The following is a 13173-nucleotide window of genomic DNA, read 5'->3' as shown; positions in this document are numbered from 1 at the left end:
TCGACGAGACGTTCTCATCGAGGGGCGGCGGCGCGTGCGCGTCCGGGGCGGTGGTGGTCCGTGCCCGGAGGGCCGGGTCGGGGATGACCCTGCACTTACCCCGACATCGGGCCCGAGGCCTGCCACCGTCACCGCGGGGGTGCCAGCCTCGGTGGACGGTCAACCAGTCGTCGAGCGCAGGTGGGGGATCCGGATGAGGGACATATCGCGTAGGTCGGTGCTGACCGCGGCCGGGGCGACGGGGCTGGTGCTCGCCACCACCGGGACGGCGCGGGCGGCCGGCGCCGCTCCGGCCGCGGGGCCCGGGACGGGCCGGGTGCGGCTCACCCTGCCGGCGCCGACCGGTCCGCGGCGGATCGGAACCACCGCGCTGCATCTGATCGACCGCTCGCGCCGGGACCCGTGGATCTCACCCGCCTCGCACCGTGAACTCATGATCAGCGTGTGGTACCCGGCCTCTGACACCCATGGCCGCCGGCGCGCCCCCTGGCTCCCGCCGACGTCGACGGCCCTGTACAGCCGACAGGCCGCCCAGACGCTCATGACGCCGATGGACGACGTCGACTTCCCGGTGACGCACGGCTGGCAGGGCGCCCCCGTGGAGGTGCGCCGCCACGGCCATCCCGTGGTGCTCTTCTCCCCGGGCCTCAACACGATGCGTGCCATGGGCACCGCGCTGGTCGAGGACCTGGCCGCCCACGGGTACGTGGTGGTGACGATCGACCACACCCATGAGGCCTCGATCGTGGAGTTCCCCGGCGGCAGGGTGGAGACGGGCCCGGACCCGGACACGATCAAGGCGTTGCGGGTCCGCCAGGACGACACCCGGTTCGTCCTGGACGAACTGGAACGGCTGAACGCCGGAAGGAACCCCGACGCCGAGGGCCGCCGGCTGCCCCACGGCGTGCGCGGCTCCCTCGATCTGTCCAGGATCGGCATGTTCGGGCATTCGATCGGCGGTGACACGGCGGCGGGAGCCATGGCGCAGGACCGCCGTATCCTCGCCGGCGCCGATCTGGACGGCAGCGTCCACGGGACGGTCGGGAACACCGGGCTCGACCGCCCGTTCCTGCTGATGAGCAATGCCACCCACGGACGTCACAACGACCCGTCCTGGGCGACCTTCTGGTCGCACCTGCGCGGCTGGCGGCTCGAACTGCGGCTGCGCGACTCCGCACACCAGACCTACACGGACATGTCCCCGCTGGGGCAGCAGCTGGAAAGGGCGCTCCCGCTGCCGCCGGAGGCGGTCGCCGCCCTCACCAACTCCATCGGGACGATCGACGCCGACCGGGCCGTCGCCGCCCAACGCGCCTACCTGCGCGCGTTCTTCGACCTCCACCTGCGCGGCAGGGACGACCACCTGCTGTCCGGGCCGTCCCCGCGCTACCCCGACATCGCGTTCATCCCCTGAGGAGGGCGGCGCCGCTCGCGACCGTACGGAGCTCCGAACGTCCGCGCGGCTACCGCGCGTCCGCCGGCTCCCGGCGGCTGTCGGACCACGCCTCCCAGAGCGCCGCGTACCGGCCGCCCGCCGCGACGAGTTCGTCATGGCTGCCGGTCTCCACGATCCGGCCCTCGTCCAGGACGACGACGCGGTCGGCGGTCGCCGCCTGGGGGAGCCGGTGCGCGACCACCAGGCCCGTACGCCCCTCCAGGGCCCGCAGGGCCGCCTCCTCCAGCACCCGCGCACCGGCGCTGCCCGCGTCGGCGGTGGCCTCGTCGAGGATCGCGATCGGCGGGTCCGCGAGGACGAGCCTGGCCAGCGCCAGATGCTGTGCCTGGGTCACCGTCAGCCGGTGGCCGCCCTCGCCCACGACCGTGTCCAGTCCGTCCGCCAGCGCCTGGGCCCACTCCAGGGCGCCGACCCGGGACAGTGCCGCGCGCACCTCCTCGTCGGTGGCGCCGGGGCGGGCGAGGCGCAGGTCCTCGGCCAGCGGGCCCGCGAACACGTGCACCTCCTGGCTGATCAGCGTCACCGCGCGCCGCACACCCGCGGCGCCCAGCTCGGCCGCGTCGACCCCGCCCAGCGCGACGGTCCCGCCGTGCGGCTCGTGGACGCCCGCGATGACCTTGGCCAGCGTCGTCTTGCCGGCGCCGCTGGCGCCCACCAGGGCCACCCGTTCCCCGCTGCGCACCTCCAGATCGACCTTCCGCAGCACGGGAGCCCCGGTGCCGTAGGCGTAGCTGAGCGCGCTCACCCTCACCGAACCGTCCGCCGGAGCGCGGCCGCCGGGCGCGGTCTGCTCGGCCGGCAGCTTGGACAGCCCGACCAGCCGGGCGAAGCTGGCGCCCGCCGACTGGGCGTCGTCGATGAGGAACAGCGTGGCGTTGACCGGGTTGAAGAGGCTGTGGAAGTAGAGGGCGGCGGCGGTGGCCGTACCGATGCTCACCGAGCCGTTGTCCACCAGCAGGAAGCCCGCGCCGAGCATGGCCGCCAGGCCGATGTACTCGGCCAGGTTCAGCCGCGAGAAGAAGCCGGTGACGATGTGGATGCCGTCCAGCGCGAGGTTCCGCGCCGACGCGGAGCGCTGCTCCAGCAGGGCGGTGTGCGCGCGGTTCAGCCGGAAGGCCCGTACCGTACGCACCCCGCCGACGCTGTCGAGCAACTGGTGCTGGAGCGCGCCGGTCGCGACGCGGTGCTCGGCGTACACCGGAGCGGCCCGGCGCAGGTACCAGCGCACGGACAGCACCTGCACCGGCATCGCCAGCAGCGCCGCCACCAGGAACCGCCAGTCCAGCACGGCGAGTCCGACGAAGGTCAGCACGATGGTCAGCGCGGAGCGGGTGAACTCGGGCAGCGCCTGGCGCACCGACTTCGCGATCATGGAGACGTCGCTGGTGACCCGGGAGACCAGATCTCCCGAACCGGCCGCCTCGACGCGCTCCAGCGGCAGCCGCAGCGCCCGTTCGATGAACTGCTCGCGCACCGCGGCGAGTACGGTCTCGCCGAGCCGGGCCACGAGCGTACTGCCGACCGCGGCGGCGGCGCCGCGCACCAGGGCCACCACGATGAGCAGCACCAGGGGCACCGTCAGTGCCCGCGACCCCCGCCGCTCCACCACCAGGTCCACGATGTGGCCGAGCAGCGGAGCGGTCAGCAGGCCGATCGCGGTCCCGGCGACCAGCACGGTGACGGCGGCCGCGGTCAGCCGCCGGTGGCCGCGCAGCATGACGCGCAGGGCCGTGAGGCTCTCCGCACCGCTCGCCGTCGGCAGCAGCTCACGGTCCGCGCCAGGTGTGCTCATGGCCGCTTTCCCCTCTTCCTCCGTGTGCGTGTCCGTGTCGTGTGCGCGGTCCTCGTACGTGGACGTCATGCGAGCACCGCCGCACGGTAGCGCTCGTCGCCGGCGACGAGTTCGGTGTGGTGGCCTTCCGCGGTGACCGTGCCCTCGTCGAGGACGACCACCCGGTCGGTGACCGCGAGGAGGGCCGGGCTGGTGGTGATCAGCACGGTGGTGCGCCCGTGGCGGACCTCCCGCAGCCGGGCGGCGATCCGGGACTCGGTGACGGTGTCCACGGCGGTGGTCGGGTCGTGCAGCACCAGGACCGCGCTGTCGGCGGCGAGGGCGCGCGCGAGGGCGACGCGCTGTCGCTGCCCGCCGGAGAGGGACCGGCCGCGCTCGGCGAGCACGGTGTCGCCGCCGTCGGGCAGCAGCCGGGCGACCTCGTCCGCCGCCGAAGCGGCGAGGGCCTCGTCGACCGCGGCCGCGTCGTCGCGGGCCCCCGCCCGTACGTTGTCCAGCAGGCTGGTCTCGAACAGGTCGGCGTCGTGGTGGGCGACCAGGACGGCGCGGCGCAGCCCGTCCGGGCCGAGTGCGGTCAGCGGTACGCCGTCGAGCTCGATCAGCCCGTCGGCGGGGTCCCGCTCCCTGGCCAGGCAGAGCAGCAGATCGGCCGCCGCGGCCGGATCCCCGGTGACCACTCCGATCAGTTCGCCCGGCCGGATGTCGAGATCGACCCCGCACAGCGAGCCGAACCGGACCCCACTGAGGCGCAGATGTCCTGCGGCGCCGTCGGGCACCGCGGACTCGCCGCCCTCGACGGCCGCGGGGGAGTCCAGCACCTCGGCGATCCGGCGTGCGGAGGCGCGGCCTTGGGCGAACTCGGCGTTGACGTAGGTGAGCAGCTGGAACGGGCCGAGGAGGAACTGGGCCAGGCCCACCGCCGCCACCAGGTCGCCGATGCTGATGCTGCCGCGCATGGCGAGATAGGCGCCCACGATGCCGATGACCGCGATGAAGACGCCCGTCAGCGAGAGGACGGCGCCCTCGTGACCGGCCCGGCTGCGGGCCGCCCGCAGTGCCGCGGCGAGCGAGTCCTGGCTGGTGGTGCGGTAGCGGGCGACGGCGGCCGACTCGGCGCCCATGCCCTTGAGGACACGGAGTCCGGCGACCAGGTCGGCGGCGACGCCCGAGGCGTGCGCGGCCCGTTCCTGTTCGGTCTCGCTGCGTCGTTCGAGCGGCCGGCTGATGCGGTGCCCGAGCCACAGCAGCGGGGGGATGCCCAGCAGGACGAGGAGTCCGAGCGGGACGGAGATCCTCAGCAGCGCCACCGAGCTGATCACCAGCGCCGAGGTCGCCGCGATCCCGTACGCCAGGACCGTCGCCACCGAGCCCACCCGGCGGGCGTCGTTGGTGGCGATGCTGGTGAGCGCGCCGGGCAGCCGGTTCGCGTCGGCGCCGCCGCGCGGATCGAGCACCCGGGCGCCGAGCTCCATCCGCAGCCGGTGCGCGGCGCGTTCACCCGCGCCCTCGGCGAGCCGGGCGCTGGTCCGGTAGCAGTTCGACAGCACCAGGAACAGCCCCGCGAGCACCAGGAGCCAGCGCAGCAGCGCGTGGGAGGAGCCGGTGGCCACCGCCGTGTCGATGGCCGCGCCGATGACGACGGGTACCAGGGCCTCACACCCCTGGTGCACCGCGCCGAGCAAGGACGCGGTGGCGACGCGCCGCCGCTGCCCCCTGATCGCCCTGCGGAGGACGTGCCCCCCGGTCGGTCCTCCACCTGGCATGCGGGCCTCCGCGAAGAGTCTGGAAAAGTTAGGTAAGGCTACTCTAAATGAGTGGCCGCGATGTGCTGTCGGTCGCGATGCCCCCGGTCACGGCGGTGTGCGCCATTTCGCGCCAGGGGGACGCTCGTTGACCGTGCGGCACTGTTCGGTTAGCCTCACCTAAGTTGAATCCGGGGTCCTGCGTCACGTTCCGGCGCCCCATCGTTCGCGGTGCACCCGAACCGCCGTCAGGGGGAGTTGTCGTTGTCGGTCGAAACCCGGACGGCTCCCGAGGACCGGGCCGTCGCACACGGTGCCCCGCCGCCCGCCCGGACCGCGAACACCCTGCGGGCCCTGGGCCTGGTCGCGGCGCTGGCCGCCCTCGTCCTGGTCGGACTGCTCAGCGTGTGGGTGGGCACCCGCGGCATCCCGTTCACCGCCACCTGGAGCGTGCTCTGGCACCCCGACGGCTCCGAGACCTCGATCATCATCCATGACTACCGCATCCCCCGGACGCTCCTGGGGCTGCTCGTGGGCATGGCCCTCGGCCTGTCCGGCGCGCTGATGCAGGCCCTGACCCGCAACCCGCTCGCCGACCCGGGAATCCTCGGCATCAGCCTGGGCGCCTCCGCCGGAGTCGTCGTCGCCATCGCCTTCCTCGGGGTGGGCTCGGTCCTCGGCTATGTGTGGTTCGCCTTCATCGGCGCGGCCGTCGCCTCGGTCGCCGTCTACCTCCTGGGCTCCTCGGGCCGCACCCTGGCCACCCCCGACCGGCTGGTCGTGGCCGGGGCGGCGATGACCGCGGTCCTGTACGCCTTCAACTCGGCGGTGCTGCTGCTCAATCCGCGCGCCTTCGACCAGTACCGCTTCTGGACCGTGGGCTCCCTGTCCGGCCGGTACTACGACGTCATCTGGGTCATCCTGCCGTTCATCGCCGTGGGCCTCCTGATCGCCCTCGGCCTCGCCCCCTCGCTCAACGCCCTCGCGATGGGCGACCAGCTCGGCCGGGCCCTCGGCCTCAACGTCGGCCGCACCCGGGTGCTGGGCGCCGTCGCCGTCATGCTGCTGTGCGGCGCCGCCACCGCCGCCGCCGGACCGATCGGCTTCGTCGGCCTCGCGGTGCCGCACGTCGCCCGGTTCGTCGTCGGCCCCGACCAGCGCTGGGTGCTGACGTACTCGATGCTGCTCGCCCCGGTCCTGCTGATCGGCGCGGACGTCCTGGGCCGGGTGCTCGGGGCGCCGGGCGAGGTCCAGGTGGGGATCATCACCGCGTTCCTCGGGGCGCCGCTGTTCATCGCCCTGTGCCGCCGTCGAAAGCTGGTCATGCTGTGAGCGCCGTACGGGAGAAGGGTCCCTCCGGGACCGGCACGGGCACCGGGGAGCCGCGGGTCGTCAGCGGACTGGTGCTGCGCACCCGGCCGGGCGGGCTGTCCGTGCGGGTCCAGGGCCGCGTCCTCGTGGTGACGGCCGTGATGCTCGTCGCGCTCGTCGCGGTCGCACTCGTCACCCTCACCACCGGCGACTTCGAACTCTCCGTCGGTGAGGTCGTGCGGGCGGTGTTCGGCCACGGCTCCGGCGGCGCCGACTTCATCGTCAACACCCTTCGTATGCCACGTCTGTTGACCGCGATGTGCGTGGGCGCGGCCCTCGCGGTCAGCGGCGCCGTCCTGCAGAGCCTGACCGGCAACTCCCTCGGCAGCCCGGACATCATCGGCTTCACCAACGGCTCGGCCGTCGGGGCGCTCCTCGTCATCATCGTGCTGCACGGCAGCATGACCCAGATCGCGGTGGGCGCGCTGATCGGCGGCCTCGGCACCGCCGCCGCCATGTACCTCCTCATGCTGGGCAGGGGACTTCAGGGCTTCCGGCTGGTCGTCGTCGGCATCGGTGTCAGCGCACTGCTGCTCGCCGTCAACTCGTATCTGATCACCCGGGCGACCTGGCAGGAGGCGCTGGAGGCGCAGGCGTGGCTGATCGGCAGTCTCACCAACCGGGGCTGGCCGCAGGCGAACACCATCGGAATCGCCGTCCTCGTCCTGCTCCCGCCCGCCTTCTTCCTCTCCCGGCGGCTCTCCATGGTGGAGATGGGTGACGTCACGGCCATGGCGCTCGGCGTCGACGTCGCGCGCACCCGGGCGCTGCTGCTCGTCATCAGCGTGGCTCTCGCGGCCTTCGCCACGGCGGTGACCGGGCCCATCTGGTTCATCGCGCTGGCGGCGCCCCAGCTCGCCCGGCGGCTGACCCGGGCATCGGGTCCCGCACTGGTCCCCGCCGCGCTCATGGGCGCCCTGCTGCTGGCCGCGAGCGACCTGCTGGCGCAGCGCCTCTTCGCCCCCTCGCTGCTCCCGGTCGGCACGGCGACCGGGACCATCGGCGGGCTGTACCTCATCTGGCTGCTGATCACCGAGTCGCGAAAGAGCCGCGCATGACCCGAAAGACACGCACGACACGCAGGTCCGAGACGACCGGCCAACTCGCGGACTCCGCGACGGCGGAGGGGACTCATATGAACGGGACATCCCCGGCGGCCGCGCGGCTGCGGGCCGAGGACCTGACGCTCTCGTACGAGCAGCGGACCGTGGTCAGTTCGCTCGGCGTCGAGATCCCCGACCACTCCTTCACCGTGATCATCGGGCCGAACGCCTGTGGGAAGTCCACTCTCCTCAAGGCGCTCGCACGGATGCTCAAACCCCGTTCCGGGCAGGTGTACCTCGACGGTGCCGGCATCGCCACGTACCGCTCGCGCGAGGTCGCCCGCCGGCTGGGCCTGCTCCCGCAGTCCTCGACCGCGCCCGGTGGCATCACCGTCGGGGACCTGGTGGCGCGCGGCCGCTATCCGCACCAGGGCATGCTGAAGCAGTGGTCGGCCGACGACGAGGCGGCCGTTCTGGAGGCGATGCGGCAGACCGGTGTGCTGGATCTCGCCGACCGCCCGGTCGACGACCTCTCCGGCGGCCAGCGCCAGCGGGTCTGGCTCTCCATGGTGCTGGCGCAGCAGACCTCGATCCTGCTCCTGGACGAGCCCACCACCTTCCTCGACATCGCCCACCAGGTCGAAGTGCTGGATCTCTGCGCCGACCTGCACGCCCGCAAGGGGCACACCGTGGTGGCGGTGCTGCACGACCTCAACCAGGCGTGCCGTTACGCCACCCACCTCATCGTGATGCGGCCGGGCGGCACGATCGCCGCCGAGGGCGACCCGGCCACCGTCATGACCGCCGCACTGGTCGAGGACGTCTTCGGGCTGCCCTGCCGGATCATCGACGACCCCGAGACCGGCACGCCCCTGATGGTGCCTGCCGCGCCGCAGCGGTACGTACCGGAGGACCGCACGGCCCGCAGGGAGGGTCCCGGAGCCCCCGTCGCGTCGCTGATGGCGGAGACCGGCCGGGGCGTGCGCTGAGGACTCCGGCGTTGAACCATGCCTGCCCTGGGGCAACACCTGCCCCGGAGCGTCGACTTGGTAAATCAACTTAGGTAAGGCTAACCTAACTCTCATGGTTCACCGGGGTGTGCGGCGATCCGGCCGCCCTTCGCGCACGGTGGAACCCGAGGAAGGAACGCCTTGATCACGGCCACGCCGCAGCCCGCCGCCGCGCTGACGCGCACCCCGGACGCACCCCTTCCCGACGCGCTCCGGTTGCGCCGGGCGGGCCCCGGGGACGCCGCCGCACTCGTCGCACTCTCCGAGCCGTTCGCCCGCTCGGGCGCGCTGCGCCGACGGCCCCCCGCGGTCTACGCGGCCCGAGCGGCCGACTTCCTGGTCGCCGAGGAGCCCGACGGCACCCTGCGGGGCTGCCTCGCGCTGCGCGTCCACCTCGGCGCGGAGGACCACGGTCCGACGGCCGCGGGGGTCCTGTACAACTTCTGTGTCGCCCGGCAGCGGCAGGGCAGCGGCCTGGGCGCGCGGCTGCTGGGCGCGGCACTCGCCGGGGCACGGGCCCAGTCGCTGGGGGTCCTGTTCACCGCGACGACCGGCAGCGGGCGCCTCTTCCTCCGCCACGGCTTCGCTCCGGTCCGCCCGGCCGCGGCTCCGCGCGCGTGGGCACGCACCCTGGATCCCCGGCGGGGCGCGCGCGTTCTGGCCCGCGCGCTGTGACGTCGGTGGCGGGCCCCGGACACCGGGACCCGCCACCACGTGTGCGTCAGGCGTCCGGGAGGACGGTGGTTCCGGGGCTCTTCTCGTCCAGCACGGCACGCAGTACGGCGTGCGGCACGCGGCCGTCCAGTACCTGTGCCCGTCCCACCCCGGCGCGGACCGCCCGCAGGCAGCCCTCCATCTTCGGGAGCATCCCGCTCGCCAGCCCCGGCAGCAGGCCGCCCAGCTCCGCCGCCGTCAGGCGCTCGACGACCTCGGTGCTGCGCGGCCAGTCCGCGTACAGTCCCTCGACATCGGTGAGCATCACCAGCCGTTCGGCGCCGAGAGCGACCGCCAGGGCCGACGCGGCGAGGTCGGCGTTGACGTTGTAGACCTCCCCCTCGGTGCCGCGTGCGAGGGGTGACACCACCGGGATGCGGCCCAGCTCCAGCAGTGAACGGACGGTGTCCGGAGCCACGTTCACGATGTCGCCGACCAGACCGATGTCCACGGGCAGCCCGTTCACCCGGCCGGACCGGCGCACCGCCGTCATGGTGTGGGCGTCCTCGCCCGACAGGCCCACGGCGAAGGGCCCATGCGCGTTGATGGCGCCGACCAGTTCGCGCTGGACCCGTCCGGTCAGCACCATCCGCACCACGTCGAGGGTCTCCTCCGTGGTCACCCGCAGACCGCCCTCGAAGCGGACCTCCAGCCCGAGGCGGTCGAGCATCGCGCTGATCTGCGGGCCCCCGCCGTGCACGACCACCGGGGACAGGCCGGCGTGCCACAGCTCCACGACATCGCGGGCGAAGGCCTCCTGGAGTGACGGGTCCACCATGGCGTTGCCGCCGAACTTGACCACCACGACCCGGCCCCGCAGCTCCTCGGGCACGGCGGGACCCGTGCTTGGCCGGGTCCGTGTCCCGTTCCCGAGCCGTGGTGACTGTTCGTGGACGCCGGCTCCGGCCGTCGCGACCCCTGCGGTCATCTTGTTCCGTCTCTCCTGAGGTGGGCATGCCGTCACGCGTCGTGGTGGACCCGGCCGAGCAGCAGATCACGCAGCAGGCCGTCCGTCGTGCGGACCACCGCACTGCGAGCCGCCCAGCGAAGCGCCATGGAGTGCTCCTCGGCGGAGAAGTCGGCCACGGCGTCCGCGACGACGAAGGGCTGGATGTCGTTCATGAAGGCGTCCGCGGCGGTCAGCAGGACGCCCAGATGGGCGTGGACGCCGCACACGATCAGCTGATCGCGGCCCGTGGAGCGCAGCAGTCGGCCGAGGTGGCTGTGCAGAAAGGCGTTGGGGCGCACATGGGGCAGCACGTGCTCGCCGGGCCGTGGCGCCAGGGCCTCGACGATGGCGGAGTCCCCGGGGCCGTCGCCGATGCCGGGACCCCACACGTCGGCGACGAGCCCCCGCCTGCCGGGCGATTGGGCGGCGGGCTCGGCGCTGAAGACGACCGGGATGCCGAGCGTTCCGGCGAGTTCCCGCAACGCGGCGATGTTCTCGACCAGTTGGACGACCGGGGAGCGCCCGGCCGGGAACGCCCGTACGAAGTGGTTCTGCATGTCGTGGACGAGCAGGGCGGCCCGCCGGGGGTCGATGGTCCAGGAGGGCCAGGAACGGGGGAGGGCCGTGCGGTCGGGCATGTCGTAGGACTCGATGACTGGCAGGCCCATGACCGGCCCCTCCCCTGATGATCCGGTGATCCGGCTGTGGCGCGAGGAATCACTGAAACTTAGTGAAGCCTAACCTAAGTCGCCAGCTGCCAGGAGTCTCAGGCCTGTCAGGGGTGTGAGGCGTGGTGCTGGTGTGCGCAGCTCCGGGGTGCGGTGAGGAGCCGCCGGATCTGCTCGCCGGCGTCGGTGGCGTCGTGCGCGAGTGCCGGGAAGAGCAACTGGAGGTCGCAGTGGCCGGATTCGTACTCGCAACGCAGGGTGATGCCGTGGCGGTCCAGGGCGAGGGGGAGTGACCGGATCATGCCGCGCGGCAGCCGGGAACCCGCGAGTCCCAGCAGATCGGCCATCAACTCCTCGTGGGAGTCGGCCAGATGGGTCAGCATGGCGGCCTCCTCGGCGGCCAGCGGGTCGGGCTCGGCGAGGGCGATCTCGTCCAGCCCGACATCCGTCGCGCCCGCCGGGGTCCGCAGGGTGACCCGCGTCGTGTCGAGCCGCAGCGCGTCGCTGCCCGCGGGTGCCAGCCGGCCGGAGACCGTCACCCTGGCGCGGACGCGGTCGCGCAGCGGGGTGGGGGCGATGTCGGTGAACTCCAGCAGGGCGGCGAGGCCGCGCATGGGCGCCTCGGCGGCCTCCCGGGCCAAGGGGCTGTCCGGACGGGGATGAAGGGTGACCTGCCCCGTGGCGCTGACCGAGTGCAGTCCGATCAGGTCGTAGGCCTGTCCGGTCGTGGTGAGCGACAGCGAGGTCGCGCGGGACAGCACCGTGCGGACCAGCTCCGCGTCGGTCGGCCCGGGTTCGGTGGTGCCTGCGTCGGCGTCGGTGTTCAAGGCGACTCCCTGTGAAACGGATGCAAGTTAGGTAAGCCTAACCTTATTTTCGTCGAGCGTGCAGCCGTGTGACCGTACGGGCCACAGCGCATCGGGTGAGGGATGATCAAGTGGGCCGTCCGGGGAGGACTTTGATGAACATCACCTTGCGGGTGGACGGGACGCCGTCCGCCCCCGCGCTCCTGCTGTGCCCTTGGGCCGACGGGGACATCGAGCCGCTGATCGAGGCGTTCCGCGATCCCGCGCTGCGCCGTGGGGCGAGCGGTCCTCTGGAGACCCCCGAGGAGGTGCGGGGGTGGCTGGAGCTCCAGCGGCGCGGCTGGGTCACCGGCGAACGGCTGGGCTTCGCCGTGCGCGAGGACCACCCCGGCCCCGGCGAGGGCCGGCTGGTGGGCAGCGTGGCCCTCAAAGGGGCCGGTTCCGGCCGGGAGTCCGCCGAGGTCGGCTACTGGACGGCAGCGCACGCCCGGGGGCGCGGGGTGGCCCCTCGTGCGCTGGAGGCCCTCACCGGCTGGGCCTTCGGTGCCTTCGCGGCCGACGGCCTGGAAAGCATCAGGCTGCTCCACCAGGTGGACAACCTCGCCTCGTGCCGCGTCGCGGAGAAGACCCGGTACGAGTTTCGCGAGGTCCTTCCGGCCCAGCCACCCTCCTTCCCGAGGGACGGCCACGTGCATGTGCGCCAGGCCGGCGGCCCGGCCCGAACGGCGGCAACGGGCCAGGGGTGACGGGGGGTGCGACGGGTCAGGCGTCATGAGGCCGACGGTCGCGGCCCCGGATCGGGCACGGCGCCTTTGACTCTTGTCCACGCGGCGCCGGCCGTCGCCTCGCCGTGAGTGACGGCATTGGACACCTGAGGCATGTCGGCCCAAGCCGGACGGGGTGAGGGTGCCGACGTGCACTGGTACAGACCAGGGTCTTGACAGTCCATTGGTTCACTTCTTAAATCACGTAGTGAATTAAGTGTCCGTGCACAGCAGCCCCACAGTGCCCCCACAGTGTTTCCGCCGCACGTGTCTGCGTCCCCACCCGCACCCGCCCCACTTCCTGAACGGCACCCCGCCCCGGTCGGCGCAGCTTCGGCATGCCCCAACGCGCCCTGTCCTGTCATATGCATGACAGGCCCCCTTCCCCCTCATGCACCGGAAGGGAGAGTCATGGACTCCCCACGCTTGTCGCGGCGTCTGCTGCGCTCCGCACTCTCGGCCCTGACCCTGGCCCTGGTCACGACCGCTCTCGTGGGCGGCGGCGCCCCCGCGCCGTCCCCCGCCCTGTCGGGCGCCGCGGCCTCGGCCACCATGACGTTCGACGAGGAGTTCGACGGTTCAGCCGGCTCGGCGGTCAACGGCTCCAGATGGCAGATCGAGACCGGTGACAACGTCGACAACCACGAGCGGCAGTACTACACGGCGGGCAACAGCAACGCCGCGCTGGACGGCCAGGGTCATCTGGTCATCACCGCCCGCAAGGAGAACCCGAAGAACTACCAGTGCTGGTACGGCACCTGTCAGTACACCTCGGCCCGGCTGAACACCTCGGGCAAGTTCACCCAGACCTACGGTCATGTCGAGGCCCGGATGAAGATCCCGCGCGGTCAGGGCATG

Annotated in this window: 11 protein-coding genes and 1 pseudogene; 7 read left to right on the top strand and 5 right to left on the bottom strand. The window is 72.8% G+C overall.

What is annotated here, in order from left to right; genetic code table 11:
* The first annotated feature begins 193 nt into the window (after nt 1–193).
* On the top strand, nt 194–1414 hold the full coding sequence (locus tag ACIQM0_RS15730) for an alpha/beta hydrolase family protein (RefSeq protein ID WP_401286492.1): 1221 nt from the start codon (nt 194–196) through the stop codon (nt 1412–1414).
* 49 nt (nt 1415–1463) lie between these two features.
* Here the strand turns inward: ACIQM0_RS15730 and ACIQM0_RS15725 are convergent, their stop codons facing one another.
* Complete coding sequence (locus tag ACIQM0_RS15725) at nt 1464–3248, bottom strand: ABC transporter ATP-binding protein (protein ID WP_401286490.1); 1785 nt, start codon at nt 3246–3248, stop codon at nt 1464–1466.
* A 65-nt stretch (nt 3249–3313) separates the two neighbouring features.
* Nucleotides 3314–5011, bottom strand: coding sequence for an ABC transporter ATP-binding protein (locus ACIQM0_RS15720; RefSeq protein WP_401286489.1), 1698 nt, complete (start codon nt 5009–5011; stop codon nt 3314–3316).
* A gap of 243 nt (nt 5012–5254) precedes the next feature.
* Here ACIQM0_RS15720 and ACIQM0_RS15715 point away from each other — a divergent pair, with 243 nt between their 5' ends.
* The 4 genes from ACIQM0_RS15715 to ACIQM0_RS15700 all read left to right on the top strand — a co-directional run bounded on the left by ACIQM0_RS15715 (nt 5255) and on the right by ACIQM0_RS15700 (nt 9089).
* Complete coding sequence (locus ACIQM0_RS15715) at nt 5255–6322, top strand: FecCD family ABC transporter permease (RefSeq protein WP_385352161.1); 1068 nt, start codon at nt 5255–5257, stop codon at nt 6320–6322.
* Nucleotides 6319–7419, top strand: coding sequence for a FecCD family ABC transporter permease (locus tag ACIQM0_RS15710; RefSeq protein ID WP_401286487.1), 1101 nt, complete (start codon nt 6319–6321; stop codon nt 7417–7419). The genes ACIQM0_RS15715 and ACIQM0_RS15710 overlap by 4 nt, the downstream gene beginning before the upstream one ends.
* Before the next feature lie 77 nt (nt 7420–7496).
* Nucleotides 7497–8393: an ABC transporter ATP-binding protein gene (locus tag ACIQM0_RS15705; protein WP_401287187.1), complete on the top strand. Its 897-nt coding sequence runs from the start codon at nt 7497–7499 to the stop codon at nt 8391–8393.
* Nucleotides 8394–8555: 162 nt separating this feature from the next.
* Nucleotides 8556–9089 (top strand): GNAT family N-acetyltransferase, encoded by a 534-nt coding sequence (locus tag ACIQM0_RS15700; RefSeq protein WP_401286486.1) that lies wholly within the window; start codon nt 8556–8558, stop codon nt 9087–9089.
* Between the two features lie 46 nt (nt 9090–9135).
* Here ACIQM0_RS15700 and argB read toward each other — a convergent pair whose 3' ends face one another.
* From argB to ACIQM0_RS15685, 3 genes are all read right to left on the bottom strand, one after another.
* Nucleotides 9136–10056 carry an acetylglutamate kinase gene (gene argB / locus ACIQM0_RS15695; RefSeq protein ID WP_401286484.1) on the bottom strand — a complete coding sequence of 307 codons (921 nt, stop codon included), beginning with the start codon at nt 10054–10056 and terminating at the stop codon, nt 9136–9138.
* Between the two features lie 32 nt (nt 10057–10088).
* Nucleotides 10089–10745: an isochorismatase family protein gene (locus tag ACIQM0_RS15690; RefSeq protein WP_401286483.1), complete on the bottom strand. Its 657-nt coding sequence runs from the start codon at nt 10743–10745 to the stop codon at nt 10089–10091.
* A gap of 107 nt (nt 10746–10852) precedes the next feature.
* Nucleotides 10853–11572: a DUF2470 domain-containing protein gene (locus ACIQM0_RS15685; protein ID WP_401286481.1), complete on the bottom strand. Its 720-nt coding sequence runs from the start codon at nt 11570–11572 to the stop codon at nt 10853–10855.
* Nucleotides 11573–11706: 134 nt separating this feature from the next.
* Between ACIQM0_RS15685 and ACIQM0_RS15680 the strand changes: the two genes are divergently transcribed.
* On the top strand, nt 11707–12297 hold the full coding sequence (locus tag ACIQM0_RS15680) for a GNAT family N-acetyltransferase (RefSeq protein ID WP_401286480.1): 591 nt from the start codon (nt 11707–11709) through the stop codon (nt 12295–12297).
* Between the two features lie 429 nt (nt 12298–12726).
* A pseudogene (locus ACIQM0_RS15675) lies at nt 12727–13173 on the top strand (1,3-beta-glucanase); the annotation flags it as partial.

This window comes from Streptomyces sp. NPDC091387 (assembly GCF_044756945.1).
Classification (GTDB): Bacteria; Actinomycetota; Actinomycetes; order Streptomycetales; family Streptomycetaceae; genus Streptomyces.
Note: the sequence above shows the minus strand (reverse complement) of the source record. Positions and strands in the feature narration are given on the sequence as shown.